At 72.2% G+C, this 16,319-nt stretch carries 14 protein-coding genes and 2 pseudogenes; 10 read left to right on the top strand and 6 right to left on the bottom strand.

The window, feature by feature from the left end; genetic code table 11:
* Nucleotides 1–32: 32 nt before the first annotated feature.
* Both ABZ453_RS04410 and ABZ453_RS04405 read right to left on the bottom strand, forming a co-directional pair.
* Nucleotides 33–245 (bottom strand): annotated as a pseudogene (locus ABZ453_RS04410) (4-hydroxy-2-oxovalerate aldolase); the annotation flags it as partial.
* Nucleotides 244–468: a hypothetical protein gene (locus ABZ453_RS04405; protein ID WP_359011774.1), complete on the bottom strand. Its 225-nt coding sequence runs from the start codon at nucleotides 466–468 to the stop codon at nucleotides 244–246. The gene ABZ453_RS04405 and the pseudogene ABZ453_RS04410, both read right to left, overlap by 2 nt.
* Before the next feature lie 147 nt (nucleotides 469–615).
* Between ABZ453_RS04405 and ABZ453_RS04400 the strand changes: the two genes are divergently transcribed.
* The 5 genes from ABZ453_RS04400 to ABZ453_RS04380 all read left to right on the top strand — a co-directional run bounded on the left by ABZ453_RS04400 (nucleotide 616) and on the right by ABZ453_RS04380 (nucleotide 5,181).
* Nucleotides 616–1,593, top strand: coding sequence for an NADPH:quinone oxidoreductase family protein (locus tag ABZ453_RS04400; RefSeq protein WP_359011441.1), 978 nt, complete (start codon nucleotides 616–618; stop codon nucleotides 1,591–1,593).
* The gene (locus ABZ453_RS04395) at nucleotides 1,590–2,771 is read left to right on the top strand and encodes an acyl-CoA dehydrogenase family protein (RefSeq protein ID WP_359011439.1); all 1,182 of its coding nucleotides are present in this window, start codon (nucleotides 1,590–1,592) and stop codon (nucleotides 2,769–2,771) included. The genes ABZ453_RS04400 and ABZ453_RS04395 overlap by 4 nt, the downstream gene beginning before the upstream one ends.
* Complete coding sequence (locus ABZ453_RS04390) at nucleotides 2,768–3,841, top strand: acyl-CoA dehydrogenase family protein (protein WP_359011437.1); 1,074 nt, start codon at nucleotides 2,768–2,770, stop codon at nucleotides 3,839–3,841. Before ABZ453_RS04395 ends, ABZ453_RS04390 begins: the two co-directional genes overlap by 4 nt.
* A 171-nt stretch (nucleotides 3,842–4,012) precedes the next feature.
* Nucleotides 4,013–4,876: a phosphatidylinositol-specific phospholipase C/glycerophosphodiester phosphodiesterase family protein gene (locus ABZ453_RS04385; protein WP_359011435.1), complete on the top strand. Its 864-nt coding sequence runs from the start codon at nucleotides 4,013–4,015 to the stop codon at nucleotides 4,874–4,876.
* 110 nt (nucleotides 4,877–4,986) lie between these two features.
* On the top strand, nucleotides 4,987–5,181 hold the full coding sequence (locus ABZ453_RS04380) for a hypothetical protein (protein ID WP_359011433.1): 195 nt from the start codon (nucleotides 4,987–4,989) through the stop codon (nucleotides 5,179–5,181).
* A gap of 12 nt (nucleotides 5,182–5,193) precedes the next feature.
* Here the strand turns inward: ABZ453_RS04380 and ABZ453_RS04375 are convergent, their stop codons facing one another.
* The 3 genes from ABZ453_RS04375 to ABZ453_RS04365 all read right to left on the bottom strand — a co-directional run bounded on the left by ABZ453_RS04375 (nucleotide 5,194) and on the right by ABZ453_RS04365 (nucleotide 8,288).
* Nucleotides 5,194–6,345 carry a phosphodiester glycosidase family protein gene (locus ABZ453_RS04375; RefSeq protein ID WP_359011431.1) on the bottom strand — a complete coding sequence of 384 codons (1,152 nt, stop codon included), beginning with the start codon at nucleotides 6,343–6,345 and terminating at the stop codon, nucleotides 5,194–5,196.
* A gap of 171 nt (nucleotides 6,346–6,516) precedes the next feature.
* Nucleotides 6,517–6,876, bottom strand: coding sequence for a DUF779 domain-containing protein (locus ABZ453_RS04370; RefSeq protein WP_359011429.1), 360 nt, complete (start codon nucleotides 6,874–6,876; stop codon nucleotides 6,517–6,519).
* A 149-nt stretch (nucleotides 6,877–7,025) separates the two neighbouring features.
* On the bottom strand, nucleotides 7,026–8,288 hold the full coding sequence (locus ABZ453_RS04365; protein ID WP_359011427.1) for a DUF3533 domain-containing protein: 1,263 nt from the start codon (nucleotides 8,286–8,288) through the stop codon (nucleotides 7,026–7,028).
* Between the two features lie 263 nt (nucleotides 8,289–8,551).
* Between ABZ453_RS04365 and ABZ453_RS04360 the strand changes: the two genes are divergently transcribed.
* From ABZ453_RS04360 to ABZ453_RS04340, 5 genes and pseudogenes are all read left to right on the top strand, one after another.
* Complete coding sequence (locus ABZ453_RS04360; protein ID WP_359011760.1) at nucleotides 8,552–10,612, top strand: molybdopterin cofactor-binding domain-containing protein; 2,061 nt, start codon at nucleotides 8,552–8,554, stop codon at nucleotides 10,610–10,612.
* A gap of 10 nt (nucleotides 10,613–10,622) precedes the next feature.
* A complete protein-coding gene (locus ABZ453_RS04355; RefSeq protein ID WP_359011425.1) occupies nucleotides 10,623–11,105 on the top strand; it encodes a (2Fe-2S)-binding protein in 483 nt (160 codons plus the stop codon).
* Nucleotides 11,106–11,183: 78 nt separating this feature from the next.
* The gene (locus tag ABZ453_RS04350) at nucleotides 11,184–14,558 is read left to right on the top strand and encodes a pyruvate carboxylase (RefSeq protein WP_359011758.1); all 3,375 of its coding nucleotides are present in this window, start codon (nucleotides 11,184–11,186) and stop codon (nucleotides 14,556–14,558) included.
* A 77-nt stretch (nucleotides 14,559–14,635) separates the two neighbouring features.
* A complete protein-coding gene (locus tag ABZ453_RS04345; protein WP_359011423.1) occupies nucleotides 14,636–15,127 on the top strand; it encodes a DUF1360 domain-containing protein in 492 nt (163 codons plus the stop codon).
* Nucleotides 15,128–15,293: 166 nt separating this feature from the next.
* A pseudogene (locus tag ABZ453_RS04340) lies at nucleotides 15,294–15,437 on the top strand (hemerythrin domain-containing protein); the annotation flags it as partial.
* A 10-nt stretch (nucleotides 15,438–15,447) separates the two neighbouring features.
* Here the strand turns inward: ABZ453_RS04340 and ABZ453_RS04335 are convergent.
* Nucleotides 15,448–16,317: a metallophosphoesterase gene (locus tag ABZ453_RS04335; protein WP_359011421.1), complete on the bottom strand. Its 870-nt coding sequence runs from the start codon at nucleotides 16,315–16,317 to the stop codon at nucleotides 15,448–15,450.
* Nucleotides 16,318–16,319: the final 2 nt, after the last annotated feature.

The raw sequence follows: 16,319 nt of genomic DNA, 5'->3' as shown, positions 1-16,319 counted from the left end.
GACCGGCTGCCGTCGGGGCGCCAGACGCTGCGTCACATACCTCTGGTGGCGCTCAGATCGAGGGCGATGTCCGTGAGCATGTCCTCCTGGCCGCCCACCAGACCGGGTCGGCCGACCTCGACGAGGATCGTCCGTGTGTCCAGGCCGTGGCGGGCGGCCGCGGTTTCGGCGTGGCGCAGGAAGCTGGAGTAGGCGCCCGCGTACCCGAGGGTGAGCGTCTCGCGGTCGACTCGCACCGGCCGGTCAACTTCCGACGACCTCGCGTCGGCGGTGACAGCGGGCTCCCCACACGCTCTCGGCGCTCTGCTGCACGCGCAGCCCGACCACCACACCCCGGCCCTGACCCCGGGCCCCTCCGACCGGTATGTCCACTCGGCGCACGAGGCCACCGAGCGCGACGCGCCGGCGGCCGACCGCGATCACATGCTCCCCGGCCTCCTGCGCCCCGGCTTTCCCCTGCGCTCCCATCGATCCTCTGAGGGCGGTGGGACGGGGCCGTGGCGCGGGCCACTGAGCGGTTTGGCCGGAGGCGGTTCCCAGGTTGGCAAGCGACCGCTTAGTATGCGAGTGACCAGGTCGGACGACGCAGTCGACGCAGTCCCGTGGAGGCACCGCATGCAGGCATGGCAAGTGCACGAGAACGGCGAGCCGGGTGAGGTGATGCGCCTCGCGGAGGTGGCGCCGCCCACGCCCGGCGAGGGCCAGGTGCTGCTGAAGGTGCGTGCCGCCAACATCAACTTCCCGGACGTGCTGATGGCCCGCGGCCAGTACCAGGTCCGCCCGCCGCTGCCCTTCACACCGGGCGTGGAGATCTGCGGCGAGACCGAGGACGGGCGCCGCGTGATCGCGAACCCCGCGCTGCCGTACGGCGGCTTCGCCGAGTACGCCGTCGCGGACGCCGCCGCCGTACTGACCGCCCCGGACTCGCTGGACGACGCCGAGGCCGCCGCGCTGCACATCGGCTACCAGACGGGCTGGTTCGGTCTGCACCGCCGGGCGCACCTGGAGGCCGGGGAGACGCTGCTGGTCCACGCTGCCGCAGGAGGGGTCGGCAGCGCGGCCGTACAGCTCGGCAAGGCCGCCGGGGCGCGGGTCATCGGTGTCGTGGGCGGTGCCGAAAAGGCCGTGGTGGCCCGGGAGCTGGGATGTGACGTCGTCATCGACCGGCGCGGTGAGGACGTCGTGGGCGCGGTCAAGGAGGCCACCGGGGGCCGGGGCGTCGACGTGATCTACGACCCGGTCGGCGGCGAGGCCTACACGCAGTCGACCAAGGTCGTCGCCTTCGAGGGCCGGATCGTCGTCGTCGGCTTCGCCAGCGGGAACATCCCCGCGCCCGGACTCAACCACGCGCTGGTGAAGAACTACTCGATCCTCGGTCTGCACTGGGGCCTGTACAACACCAAGAACCCCGAGCTGGTCCAGCACTGCCACGAACAGCTCACCGAACTCGCCGCCCGGGGCGCCATCAAGCCGCTGGTCAGCGAGCGGGTGCCGCTGCAGGAGGGCGCGGCGGCCGTGCAGCGCGTCGCCGACGGTGTGACCACCGGCCGGGTGGTCGTCCTCCCGTCGCTGGAGAAGGGAGCCGCCGCATGACCGACGCAGCCGAACTGCGGCGCCGCACACGGGAGTTGCTGGCCACGTATCCGCCGGCCGGCACCGACCGCCTGGACTTCCTCAGGGCCCGCTTCGACGCGGGGCTGGCCTGGGTGCACTACCCCGAAGGCCTCGGTGGCCTGGGTGCGCCCCGGTCCCTGCAAACCGTCGTGGACGCCGAGCTGGAGGCCGCCGGGGCTCCCGACAACGATCCCCGGCGCATCGGCATCGGGCTGGGCATGGCCGCGCCGACCATCCTGAAGTACGGGACCGCGGAGCAGAAGCGGCGCTACCTGCGGCCCCTGTGGGTGGGGGAGGAGGTCTGGTGCCAGCTCTTCAGCGAGCCGGGCGCCGGTTCCGACCTGGCCGCGCTCGGCACCAGGGCCGTCCGAGAGGGCGACTACTGGGTGGTCAACGGGCAGAAGGTGTGGACGTCCAGCGCCCATCTCGCCCGCTGGGCCATCCTCATCGCCCGCACCGACCCGGACGTGCCCAAGCACGCGGGCATCACGTACTTCATCTGCGACATGACCGACCCCGGCGTCGAGGTCCGCCCGCTGCGACAGATCACCGGCGAGGCGGAGTTCAACGAGGTCTTCCTGACCGACGTCCGCATCCCGGACTCCCGGCGCCTCGGCGAGGTCGGCGACGGCTGGCGGGTCGCGCAGACCACGCTGAACAACGAGCGCGTCGCCATCGGCGGTATGCGGCTGCCCCGCGAGGGCGGCATGATCGGCCCCGTCTCGAGGACCTGGCGCGAGCGGCCCGAGCTGCGCACCCACGACCTGCACCAGCGGCTGCTGAAGCTCTGGGTCGAGTCCGAGGTCTCCCGCCTCACCGCCGAGCGCCTGCGTCAGCAACTGGTCGCCGGCCAGCCCGGCCCCGAGGGCGCCGGCATGAAGCTCGCCTTCGCCCGCCTCAATCAGGAGATCAGCGGCCTGGAGGTCGAACTCCTCGGCGAGGAGGGTCTGTTGTACGACGACTGGACCATGCGGCGCCCGGAGCTGGTGGACTTCACGGGCCGCGAGGCCGGCTACCGCTATCTGCGCTCCAAGGGCAACAGCATCGAGGGTGGGACCAGCGAGGTCCTGCTGAACATCGTCGCCGAGCGGGTCCTGGGCCTGCCCGCCGAGCCGCGCACCGACAAGGACGTCGCCTGGAAGGACCTCGCCCGATGACCGACCTGCTGTACTCGGAGGAGGAAGAGGCGCTGCGGGCGGCCGTACGGGACCTGCTCGCCGACCACTGCGACGCCCCGGGCGTCATCGCCCGCACCGAGTCCGACGCCCCGCACGACCTCGCCGCGTGGAAGGCCCTCGCCGACGGCATGGGCCTCGCGGGCCTGCTGGTGCCCGAGGCGCAGGGCGGCCAGGGCGCCACGCACCGCGAAGTCGCCGTGGTCCTTGAGGAGTTGGGTCGCGCGGTCGCCCCCGTGCCGTACCTCGGCAGCGCCGTCGTCGCCACCGAGGCCCTGCTGGAGTGCGGGGACGAGGACTTGCTCGGCCGGCTGGCCTCAGGACGGGCCATCGGGGTGCTCGCGGTCGGACTGCACCGCGCTCCCGGCACCGCGTTTCCCGCCGTACGGCTGGAAGGCGGCGCCCTGCACGGGGAGTTGACCGGCATCGCGGACGCCGTCGTGGCGGACGTACTGCTGGTGCCGGCCGAGGACGGCGGGCTGTACGCGGTGGAGGCCGCCGACGCCACCGTCACCCCGCAGGTGTCCCTGGATCTCACCCGGCCGCTGGCCACCGTCACCCTCGACGGCGCCCGGGGCCGACGCCTCGGCGACGCCGGACCCAGCGTCCGGCGGGCGCTGCGGGCCGGTGCCGGACTGCTCGCCTCCGAGCAACTCGGGCTCACGGAATGGACGTTGACGGAGACCGTGCGCTACCTGAAGGAGCGCAAGCAGTTCAACCGGCCCGTCGGCGGCTTCCAGGCGCTCAAGCACCGGCTCGCCCAGCTGTGGCTGGAGGTCGCGAGCCTGCGTGCCGCGGCCCGCAACGCGGCCGACGCGCTCGCCACCGGCGAGGACACCGACCTCGCGGTGGCCGTCGCCCAGGCCTACGCGTCGCCCGTCGCCGTCCACGCCGCCGAGGAGGCGCTGCAGTTGCACGCCGGCATCGGCATGACCTGGGAACACCCCGTCCACCTCTACCTCAAGCGGGCCAAGGCCGACTCGATCGCCTACGGCACGGCCGGCGCCCACCGCGGCGCGGTGGCCGAACTCGTCGACCTGCAGGCCCCCTGACGGTCACTTGGTGAAGCCCGCCCCACCTGGGGCGGGCTTCTTCGTGTGCCCGTGCCGAAGGAGTGAACGGGCGACGGCAGTCCGGCCAACTCCTGGCATGTACAGGTTCATAGGGTGCCAACGCGCCTCATACTCCCTGTGGTTCCGACCCGCCCCACAGGGAGGCAGAACATGGCCCTCGTCACCCGCCGCAGAGCCCTCACCACCTTCGGCGCCACGGTCGCCGCCGTGCTCGCCCCGCCGGCCGGCAGCGCGTTCGCGGACGGACGCAAGCACACCAAGCGCCCGTTGTGGCGCGCCCACGCCCACAACGACTACGAGCACCCGCGCCCCCTCTTCGACGCGCTCGACCACCGGTTCGGCAGCGTCGAGGCCGACATCTTCCTCGTCGGCGACCAGCTGCTGATCGGGCACACGGTCGACGACCTCGACCCGACCCGCACCCTGGAGTCCCTCTACCTCGACCCGCTGGCCCGCATCGTCAAGGCCAACCACGGTACCGTGTACCGGGGTTGGCACCGGCCGCTGCAGCTGCTCATCGACATCAAGACCGAGGGCTCCTCGACCTACCTCGAACTCGACCGCCATCTCCAGCGCTACAAGCACCTGTTCACGACCTACGCCCACGGCCGTGTCCACGCCGGCGCCGTCACCAACGTCATCTCCGGCGACCGGGCCGCCCGTATCCCCATGGAGGCGCAGAGCGTGCGCCGCGCCTTCTACGACGGCCGCCTCACCGACCTCGGCACCTCGGCACCCGCCTCCTTCGTCCCGCTGATCAGCGACAACTGGCAGCTCAACTTCACCTGGCTGGGCGTGGGCGCCTTCCCCGAGGCCGAGCGGCAGAAGCTGCGCGGCATCATCGGCCAGGTGCACAAGGCCGGGCAGACGGTGCGGTTCTGGAACACCCCCGACGTGGCCGGGCCCGCCCGGGACGCGCTGTGGACCGAACTGCTCGCCGCCGGCGTCGACTACTTCAACACCGACGACCTCGCCGGACTGGAGTCCTTCCTGGACGCCCACAAGGCGAACTGAGAACCACACGTTCGGAGGACAGGTCAGCCGCCCGGACGAACCCCCCGCTACGCCACACTTGCGGCCGAAAGCCGTGAACCGCACGTGCGGCGTGGCGGAGGAGGTTGACGATGGCGATTTCCATCTCTGTGGTGCTGCTGTTCCTGATCCTGGCGGTGATCTTCCTGCGCAGCGGTGGGCTGAAGTTCTCGCACGCCCTGGTCTGCGTGCTGCTGGGCTTCTTCCTGGCCGGGACCAGCATGGCGCCCACCATCCACAGCGGCCTCACCGCGACCGCCGACATCGTCAGCGGCCTGCACCCGTGAGGCCGTGCGCGGTCACCGCGTGACGAAGACCCCGATGCCGTTGGGGACCGGGCGCTCCGCGTCGCCGGACGGATGATTGCGTACGGTCACCCCGCTCGCGCCCGGTGCCCGGGCGACCAGGGTGGTCGAGCCGCCGCCGTCCAGGCTGAAGGCGTCCACCGAGCCCAACGCCCGCATCTCGGCCGCGACTTCGGCGATCGTCAGGCCCTTGCGGTACTGGGGCGCACCGTCGAGTGCGAACAGCAGGACCCGTCTGCCGCCGTCCGCGATGCCGACGGCCGTCCGCACGGCCGCAGTGCCGTTGTCCAGCCCGGCCAGCGGCCGTCCGTCCCTGAGCACCGGGTAGCCGCCGAGGGCGAAGCGGTACGGGATCCTGGAGGTGGCCGCGACCAGACGGTGCGTCACCTTCACCCGCTCGCCCTTCACGAGCCTGCGCAGTCGGTCCGCGCCCGTCTCCCGGCCGAGGAGGACCGTGGTGCCCGTCGCGATCGCGCCGGCACCCGGCGTGGCCGACGTCGACACCACCCGGCCGTGCCGGACCGTCACCTCGTAGGTGTCCTTGCTGCACGCGGCCGCCCGGTCGGTGTCCGTGCCGCAGGTGGCACGCAGCCGGGAGACGTCTCCCCACTCCGAGGTGAACGCGCCGACCGAGTTCACCGGCAGCGCGAACTGGTTGAACCCGCCGAGCGGCAGGCGCCCCACCGGTGTGCGGACCGTTCCCTGGAGGGCCAGGTGGTCCAGCCGGGCCCTGCGGTCGATGCCCACCCCGAGCACGTCCTCGGTGCTGGTGCCGGGCGGCAGCGCCGGGCCGAAGCGCTGGCCGTCCGGCACGGACGCCTTCAGCGGGTGACCGTTCGCGATCGCCGGTCCGTCCGTGGAGCCGGTGGCCTCGACCCCCGGGTGCTGGGTCTCGGTGATGTTGAAGAAGTCGCCGTTGACGCCCGCGACCGCGCGCTGGGCGTCGGCGAGCCGGGAGACGGGCGCCCGGGCGGCCACCGCACCGGGGTGCAGCAGGTCGAGCCGGACGTGCGGGTCGCGCAGGTCGACCGTCACCAGATGGGCATGGGTGAGCCCCTTCGACCCCTGGACGTCGAACTGCCGGTAGGTGACGCCCTTCGCCATCGCGGTGACGGCGGGTACGCCGCTGGCCGGTGCCGCCCCCACCAGGGCGGCACCGGCCAGCGCGCCGAATGCCGTGAGAAGAGCGAGTACGGATCTGTTGGATCTGCCTGCCGGTAAACGCTTCTGACGATGCGTCACACTGCCCCCTGAGGTCTCGTCAACTGTCCCGGACACCAAGGGAAGTGCAGCAGAAGACGGAGACCCGCGGGGTGGCTAGGCGTCGACTACACGAGAACGGGTGAGAAAACGCACCCCCTCGGGTGCCTCCAGCGAGAAACCGCTGCCACGGCCCGCCACGACGTCCACGATCAGCCGGGTGTGGCTCCAGACCTCGTACTGGCTTCGCGCCATCCAGAACGTCACCGGCTCCGGCACGCCCTCGACCTCGAGCTCCGCCAGCAGCACGTCCGATCCGCCGGTGCGGAACTCGCCGTCGGGGTAGCACATGGGCGCGCTGCCGTCGCAACAGCCGCCGGACTGGTGGAACATCAGCGGTCCGTGCGTGGCCCGCAGCCGGCGCAGCAGGTCGGCGGCCGCGGGAGTGAGCTCGACACGCGGGGTCTCCTCGTCCATGGCGCCAGGGCAGCACGCCCGACGTTGCGAGAGGGTTGCACACCCTCTCCACGGACCGGCAAGGTCGCGCATGAAACGGGCGGACCGCCGCCCCCATCCCGTCGTCGACCGGCCCCTCGGGCTCCCGGAGGCTGAGGGGCGGTGACGGCTCAGGCCGGCTGGGGCGTGAGGCGGGCGTGGCCCCTGCGGTCGTAATAGCGGGTCATGGCGAAGCCGAAGAGCAGGGCGAGGGCCACGCCGATGGCGATCATGATCCAGGAGCGGGTCAGGCCGGCGTCACCGCGGGCGTCGAAGTAGAGGATGGCGCGCACTCCGTCGCTGAGCTGGCGCATGGGCTCGAAGTGGGAGAGGAAGCGGTAGAAGCCGGGGACGGCCTGCAGGGGGACGGTGGCTCCGGAGGACGGCAGGCCCAGCACGATGAAGACGAACATGGAGACCAGCTGACCGACCCCGCCGAACGCGGCGTTGATGGCCTGCACGCCGAGGCCGACGGCGAGGGAGGCGCAGTAGGAGTAGATCCACAGCAGGGGGAGGTGGCTCGCGTCCATGTCCAGGATGGTGATCGTCGCGAGCATGATCAGGGAGACGGTGAGGACCGTGATGCCCGCGGTCATGGCCATCTTCAGCAGCAGCGTCTGCGTGCGGTTGATCGGGACCGTGGGCAGCCGGGTGTGCCAGGGGCCGATCTCGTTGTCGGCGTAGCCGAGGGAGGTGTCGACGGCGTTGCTGATGACGTTGCCGCCGATGAAGCCGGCCAGCACCAGCAGCAGGGTGTAGTAGAAGGCGCTCAGGCCCAGGCCGCTGTGGCTGCCGAGGGGATGGCCGACCTGGGTGACGACGTTGACCGGGTCGGCCAGCAGCAGCTTGGTCGTGGAGTTGGCCCGCGCGTCCGCCCGGGTGAGCTGCTTGCCGATGGTCTGTGACGCCTGGTGCGCGGCCTGCGTGGTGATCTGACTGGCGAGGGAGGAACCCAGGCTGCCCTTGCCGGGGTTGGTCAGCACCGTCATCGCGGGCCGCTCGGTGGCGTCGCTGGTGGCGAGCGCGGTGACGGAGTCCGTGAAGTTCGCGGGGATGACCAGGGCGCCGTACACCTTCCCGGAGTCGAGCTGGTCCTGCGCCTGGGCGAGGGTCAGGGTGCGCCACGCCGCCTTGTCGCTGGAGGTGTCGGAGGTGATGGCGGCGGCGATCTGCGTGCCCGCGTTCTGCTGCTGACCGGCCGGGGGTCTGCCCGTGTCGCCGTTGACCAGGGCGATGGGCAGATGGCGCAGATCGCGCTGCGGGTCGACGATGCCGCCCATGTAGAGCAGGGACAGCAACAGGGCGAGCAGCCCGGTCAGAAGGGTGGGCATCAGCCACAGCTTGGGGCGGCCCAGCAGGGTGACGGCACGGGCCGGGGGACTGGGGTCGGCCATGGCTCTCCGTAGGTCGTGGGGACGGGGGCATCCACCGCACATCTGCGCATCCCAGAGCCTACGGACGGCGAGGGGCAGACGAACGCAACCTGTCCGAACGGCCCTGAACCGGTCGGAGCCCCCGCACGTACCTCTCAGGCAACCCACAGGACGGCCGCACCCTCCTACCGGTTGACGTAGTGGGCGACACACCCGAGGAGTGTCCGTTGGACGGCATCGAGTCCTCCCCTCCCGAACCGCGCGCGGTCTCCCGCCGCAGGTTCATGGTCTACTCCCTGTCCGCCGCCACCCTCACCGTCGCCGCCCCGCTCGCCTGCGACGCCTCCAGGGCGCAGGGCTCCGAGCCCGCCGGCGCGGTGGCCACCGGTGACGACGACGAGATGCTGGTCCTGGAGGTCACCAAGGCGAACCGGGTGGTCGTACGGCTGCCCCGGGTCGAGGTCGGCCAAGGCGTCACCACCGCCGTCGCCATGATGATCGCCGAGGAGCTGGACGCCCGCCTCGACGACGTCGACATCCCCCTCGCGGACGCCCGCACCAAGGGCAACCAGTCCACCGGCGGCTCCAGTTCCGTCCGATCGCTGTACGACCCCGCACGCCGGCTCGCCGCCACGGCCCGCGCCAGACTGGTGACCGCGGCCGCGCACCGCTGGCACCTGCCCGCCCGCACCCTGCACACCCGGGACACCATGGTCTTCGCCCCCGACGGCCGTAAGGCGAGCTTCGGCTCGCTCAGCGCGGACGCGGCCCGGATCCGCCGTACCGAGGTTTCCGCCCGGCCCCGCCCGGCCGCCCGGCACAAGGTGATCGGCCGGCCGACGAGCCGGATCGACGCCCGGGACATCGTCACCGGAAAGGCCACGTTCACCGGAGACCTGGCCGTGGCCGGGGCGAAGCCGACCGTGGTGGCCAGGCCGCCGACGCTCGGCGGCCGGGTCGTCTCGGTCGACGACCGGGCGGCGCGCGCCCTGTCGGGCGTCCACGCCGTGGTGCGGGTGCCCGGCGGGATCGCCGTGGTCGCCGAGTCCTTCCACCACGCCTTCACCGCCCGGGACGCCCTGAAGATCAGGTGGGCGCCGGGCCCGATGGCCTCGCTGTCCGACGCCGGCATCCGCTCCCGGCTGCGGGCCGCGCTCCCCGCGCTGGGCTCACCGCCGCGCGGATCGACGCAGGTGCAGGGGGAGTTCGAGTTCGCGTTCGTCAGCCACGCGCCGATGGAGGTGCTGACCGCGATCGCGGACGTGCGCGCCCACCGGGCGGAGCTGTGGTTCTCCACGCAGACCCCGATGGAGGCGCGCGACACCATCGCGTCCGCCGTCGGACTGCCCGTCTCGGCCGTCACGGTGCATGTGATCCGCGGCGGCGGCTCGTTCGGGCGGCGGCTGACCTTCGACGCGGCGATCGAGGCGGCCCTGATCTCGAAGGCCGCCAAGCGGCCCGTCAAGCTGATGTGGAGCCGCAACGACGACACCCGGCACGGCAGGATGCGCCCCGCGAGCCACCACCGCATCCGCGCCAGCCACCAGGGCGGCCGGGTGATCGCCTTCGCCCACGCGATGGCCTCGGTCAACGAGTCGTCCGGGAAGAGCGGGGTGGACCGGGCATCCTTCGTACGGCGCGCGTCCGGACCCGCGCCCAGCGACTCCGGGCTGTACAACTTCGGCCGCCTGTCCGGGGATTCGGGCGGGGTCGACCTCCCGATCCCGCTCGGCGCCTGGCGGTCGGTCGACTCCGGAACCGCGCGCACCGCGGAGGAGATCCTCGTCGACGAGATCGCCGCGAGCCTCGGCCAGGACGCGGTCGCCTTCCGCCGTACGACCCTGCGCAGCAGGTCCGTCCGGGCCGTGCTGGACAAGGTCGCCCGGGCCGGGGGCTGGGGGCGGCCCCTGCCCGCCGGGCACGGGCAGGGCGTGGCCGTGCACGAGGAGTACGGCTCCTGCGTGGCCTGCCTCGCGGAGATCGACGCGACCGACCCACGGCAGCCCCGGGTGACCCGGGTGGTGATGGCCGCCGACGTCGGCACGGTGATCAATCCCCGGGGCCTGGAGGCCCAGCTCATGGGCACGGCGATCGACGGGATCTCCACGGTGCTGTCGGCCGGCCTGCACATCGACCGGGGTGCCGTGCGCGAGGGCAGCTTCGCCGACTTCCACTGGGCCCGGCAGCGCCACGCCCCGCTGCACTTCGAGGCGCACGTCATGCCGTCCACGGCGGACCCGGGAGGCGCCGGGGAGCTGGGGGTGCCGGCCGCCTCCGGGGCCGTCGCCAACGCCTACGCCCGCGCGACCGGCACCAAGCCGCGCCGCTTCCCGCTGAGCTTCTGAGAAGGACCCGATGCCCTCCTACTCCTTCACCCTCAACGGCGAGAAGGTCACCGTCGAGGCCCCCGCCGACATGCCCCTGCTGTGGGTGCTGCGCGACCTGCTGCACGTCACCGGCCCCAAGTACGGCTGCGGAGTCGGCGTCTGCCGCGCCTGCACCAGCCACCTCGACGGAGACGAGATCCAGCCCTGCGTCGTCAAGGTCGAGGACTGCGCGGGCCGGAAGGTCACCACCATCGAGGGCCTGGCCGACGGCGCCACCCTGCATCCCGTGCAGCAGGCGTGGCTGGAGCGCGACGTCGCCCAGTGCGGCTTCTGCCAGCCGGGCCAGATCATGGCCGCGGTCGCCCTGCTGAAGCGGACACCCCACCCCACGGACGCCGACATCGACGGCATCGAGAACGTCTGCCGGTGCGGCACCTACAGCCGGATCCGGGAGGCCATCGAGAAGGCCGCGGCGGAGATCAACACGGCGACGCCGAAAATCACCCCCTGAGTGGCCCGGCTCACATGGCCAGGGAGGCATGTCACCGACACCATGGGGGACGTCATCGGCAGGCTGAAGGGAGCGGCGATGTTCCGCAAGGTGCTGGTCGCCAACCGTGGTGAGATCGCGATCAGGGCATTCCGTGCCGGCTACGAGCTGGGTGCCCGGACGGTCGCCGTCTTCCCGCACGAGGACCGCAACTCGCTGCACCGGCTGAAAGCCGACGAGGCGTACGAGATCGGCCAGCCCGGCCATCCCGTACGGGCCTATCTGTCGGTGGAGGAGATCGTCCGCGCGGCCCGCAAGGCCGGCGCCGACGCCGTTTACCCCGGCTACGGCTTCCTGTCGGAGAACCCCGAGCTGGCCAAGGCCTGCGAGGACGCGGGCATCACCTTCGTCGGGCCCAGCGCGCAGATCCTGGAGCTGACCGGCAACAAGGCCCGTGCCGTGGCCGCCGCCCGCGCGGCCGGCGTCCCGGTGCTCGGCTCCTCCCAGCCCTCCAACGACGTCGACGAACTGGTGGGCGCGGCCGAGGAGATCGGCTTCCCGGTGTTCGTGAAGGCCGTCGCCGGCGGTGGCGGGCGTGGCATGCGCCGGGTCGAGGACCCGGCCGCGTTGCGCGAGTCCATCGAGGCCGCCTCCCGTGAGGCCGCGTCCGCGTTCGGCGACCCGACCGTCTTCCTGGAGAAGGCGGTCGTCGACCCCCGCCACATCGAGGTGCAGATCCTCGCCGACGGCGAGGGCAATGTCATCCACCTCTTCGAGCGCGACTGTTCCCTCCAGCGGCGTCACCAGAAGGTCATCGAGCTGGCCCCGGCGCCCAACCTGGACCCGGCCCTGCGCGACCGCATCTGCGCCGACGCCGTCCGCTTCGCCCGCGAGATCGGCTACCGCAACGCCGGCACCGTCGAGTTCCTGCTCGACCGGGACGGCAACCACGTCTTCATCGAGATGAACCCGCGTATCCAGGTCGAGCACACGGTCACCGAGGAGGTCACCGACGTCGACCTGGTCCAGGCCCAGCTGCGCATCGCCTCCGGCCAGACCCTCGCCGACCTCGGTCTGTCCCAGGAGACGGTGAAGCTGCACGGCGCGGCCCTGCAGTGCCGTATCACCACCGAGGACCCCGCCAACGGCTTCCGCCCGGACACCGGCCGGATCAGCGCCTACCGCTCGCCCGGCGGCTCCGGCATCCGTCTGGACGGCGGAACCACCCACGCCGGTACGGAGATCAGCGCGCACTTCGACTCCATGCTGGTGAAACTCACCTGCCGGGGCCGGGACTTCAAGGCCGCCGTCGGGCGGGCCCGGCGGGCCGTCGCCGAGTTCCGTATCCGGGGTGTGGCCACCAACATCCCCTTCCTGCAAGCGGTGTTGGACGACCCGGACTTCCAGGCGGGACGGGTGACGACCTCGTTCATCGAGGAGCGCCCGCATCTGCTGACGGCGCGTTCCTCGGCCGACCGGGGCACCAAGCTGCTGACCTACCTCGCCGACGTCACGGTCAACAAGCCGCACGGCGAGCGCCCCGAGCTGATCGAGCCGGTCACCAAGCTGCCCCCGCTGCCCGAGGGCGAGCCGCGCGCGGGCTCCCGGCAGAATCTCGTCGAACTCGGCCCGGAGGGCTTCGCCCGCTGGCTGCGCGAGTCGCCGACCATCGGCATCACCGACACCACCTTCCGCGACGCCCACCAGTCCCTGCTCGCCACCCGGGTGCGCACCAAGGACCTGCTCGCCGTGGCGCCCGTCGTCGCCCGCACCCTGCCCGAGCTTCTCTCCCTGGAGTGCTGGGGCGGTGCCACCTACGACGTCGCCCTGCGCTTCCTCGCCGAGGACCCCTGGGAGCGGCTGGCCGCCCTGCGCGAGGCCGTGCCGAACATCTGTCTGCAGATGCTGCTGCGCGGCCGCAACACCGTCGGCTACACCCCGTACCCGACCGAGGTGACCGACGCCTTCGTACAGGAGGCCGCCGCCACCGGCATCGACATCTTCCGCATCTTCGACGCCCTCAACGACGTCGGCCAGATGCGCCCCGCCATCGACGCCGTGCGCGAGACCGGCACCGCGATCGCCGAGGTCGCCCTCTGCTACACCTCGGACCTGTCCGACCCCAACGAGCGCCTGTACACGCTCGACTACTACCTGCGCCTCGCCGAGCAGATCGTCGAGGCCGGCGCCCATGTCCTGGCGGTCAAGGACATGGCCGGCCTGCTGCGCGCCCCGGCCGCCGCCAAGCTCGTCTCGGCGCTGCGCCGCGAGTTCGACCTGCCGGTGCACCTGCACACCCACGACACGGCGGGCGGCCAGCTCGGCACCTACCTCGCCGCGATCCAGGCGGGCGCGGACGCCGTGGACGGCGCGGTCGCGTCCATGGCCGGTACGACCTCCCAGCCCTCCCTGTCGGCGATCGTCGCCGCGACCGACCACTCCGACCGGCCCACCGGCCTGGACCTGCAGGCGGTCGGCGACCTGGAGCCGTACTGGGAGAGCGTCCGTAAGGTCTACGCCCCCTTCGAGGCGGGCCTCGCCTCCCCGACCGGGCGCGTCTACCACCACGAGATCCCGGGCGGGCAGCTCTCCAACCTGCGCACCCAGGCCGTCGCGCTGGGCCTCGGCGACCGCTTCGAGGACATCGAGGACCTGTACGCGGCCGCCGACCGCATCCTGGGCCGGCTGGTCAAGGTCACCCCGTCCTCCAAGGTGGTCGGCGACCTCGCGCTGCACCTGGTCGGCGCCGGGGTCACCCCCGAGGACTTCGAGGCGGCCCCCAACCGCTACGACATCCCCGACTCGGTCATCGGCTTCCTGCGCGGTGAGCTGGGCACCCCGCCCGGCGGCTGGCCCGAGCCGTTCCGCAGCAAGGCGCTCGAGGGGCGCGGCCCGGCCAAGCCCGTGCAGCAGCTGACGCCGGAAGACCGCGAGGGCCTGGCCAAGGAGCCCCGCGCCACCCTCAACCGCCTCCTGTTCCCCGGTCCGACCCGCGAGTACGAGGCCCACCGCGCCGCCTACGGCGACACCAGCGTCCTGGACAGCAAGGACTTCTTCTACGGCCTGCGCCCGGGCAAGGAGTACTCCGTCGACCTGGAACCCGGCGTGCGGCTCCTGATCGAGCTGGAGGCGGTCGGCGAGGCCGACGAGCGCGGTATGCGCACGGTGATGTCGACCCTGAACGGCCAGCTCCGCCCGATCCAGGTGCGGGACACGGCCGCCGCCTCCGACATCCCGGTCACCGAGAAGGCCGACCGGGGCAACGCCGGCCATGTCGCCGCGCCGTTCGCCGGTGTGGTCACCCTCGCGGTCGTCGAGGGCGACGAGGTGGACGCCGGGGCGACCGTGGCCACCATCGAGGCGATGAAGATGGAGGCCGCGATCACCGCCACCAGGGCGGGCCGCGTGACCCGCCTCGCCATCAACCGGATCCAGCAGGTGGAGGGCGGCGACCTGCTGGTCGAGATCGGCTGAACCCCTTCTCACAGACGATTCCGGCGGCCGTATCGGGAAACCCGGTACGGCCCATCGGAACCGCCGGAGAGGGCGCCATGACTGCTGCCGACACCGCACGCTACGACGACCAGGACGACACCCCCCTGACGGGGTACGCCGTGCTCGCCGGCACCTTCGCGACGGGCCTCGCGGCCTTCACCGCTGCGGTACGGGCACGCGGCGTACGGCCGCCCCGGGACGTGCCTCCGTGGGACGTCGCCCTGATGGGAGCGGCCACCTACAAGGCCTCCAGGCTGCTGGCCAACGACAAGATCACCAGCTTTGTGCGGGCACCGTTCACCGAGCGCAAGGGGGACGGCGAGGCCGCGGAGGTCATGGACGAGCCGCGCGGCAAGGGGGTGCGCCGGGCCGTGGGCGACCTGGTGTCCTGCCCGTTCTGCGTCTCGGTCTGGGCGGCCGGCGCCCTGGTCTGCGGGTACACCACCGTCCCCCGGGCCACCCGGCTGGTCTGCGCGGGCCTGGGCGCGGTGACCCTGGCGGACTGGCTGCAGTACGCCTGGACCTGGACCCAGCAGAGCGTCGAGTGAGGACCGCGGTGTCCCAAAGTCGCCCCGAGGCGCCATCCGCACGGTGAGGGCGACGGCGGTGGGTACCCGGCACCGACCCGTTACGGAGGTCAAACGGCAGTCGGCGGAGGTCCCGGCGTCCTGGAGGACTTCTTACGAGTCACTGGTCGGCCCGGGGGCGACGGTGCTGCGCGCCGCCGAGGCCATGGCTCCGACCCACGCGCACCCTGGCACCGAGTCCGCGGCGAGGAACCTCACCCCGGGCCCCGTCGCCGCGGTCATCGACCGCACCCGCGACGCCGTCCGCAAGGCGATGGGCAAGGACGGCTGACCTCAGGTGTTCAGCGAGCGGTGACCAAGGCGTCCAGGCCGAGGTCGTCGCCGCTGATGTCGGCGAGCCACGGGTCGTGGACGTACTCGAAGCGGCGGGTGTCGGTGTCGAGCAGACCGATGCTCCCGGGGGTGACCTGCTGCCGCGGGTTGATCGGCGCACCGCTTCTGCCGTCGGCCTTCGGGCGCACCAGCTGGGCGAGGGCGTACGAGGTCGTCGGGCCGTACATGCGCGGCCCGTTGGGGTGGTGGTAGTGGCCGCTGACGTGCAGGGGCGGCCGTAGATGCTCGATGAGCCGGGTCAGCTTGGGGGAGCCCTGGACGGTGCCGCGCCACTCGGACATGCCGTAGGGGCCGTCGTGGGTGATCAGGAGGTCCACGCTGCCCGGTTCGGCGTCCATCAGCAGGGCGTACGCGTCGGAGTCGAAGTCCATCGCCTCCGACTCGATCAGTCCGAGGAAGGCGGTGCGCAGTCCGGCGATCTCGACGACATTGCCGCAGGCGACATGGTGGTAGGCGCCGAGCGGGTCCACCGGAGTCATGGTCGACAGGCTGTCGTGGTGCAGGGCGGCGAGCCACTCGTGGTCCTCGTGGTTGCCGCTGACGAAGTGGAACGCGGGAACCTGGTCCAGCGCCCGGCGTACCGCGTCGGCCAGTCGGGGTGATGGATCGAGCAGCCGGAAGAAGTCGCTCTGCGCCGGCTGGTCCGCGCCGAACCGCCGACTGGCCTCGTCCCACCGTTCCGGCGCGGGAAACGCGCCCAGGTCGCCGACCTGGATCAGCGCGTCGAGCCGGATCCCGCGCCGCTTCTGCATCAGCACCGCGGCGCCCAGTGCGTGCAGCACGCATCCGTGCACGTCCCCGAAGAACGCGACCTTCAAGT

It is taken from the genome of Streptomyces sp. NPDC005799, assembly GCF_040630525.1.
Taxonomy (GTDB): Bacteria; Actinomycetota; Actinomycetes; order Streptomycetales; family Streptomycetaceae; genus Streptomyces; species Streptomyces griseorubiginosus_B.
Note: the sequence above shows the minus strand (reverse complement) of the source record. Positions and strands in the feature narration are given on the sequence as shown.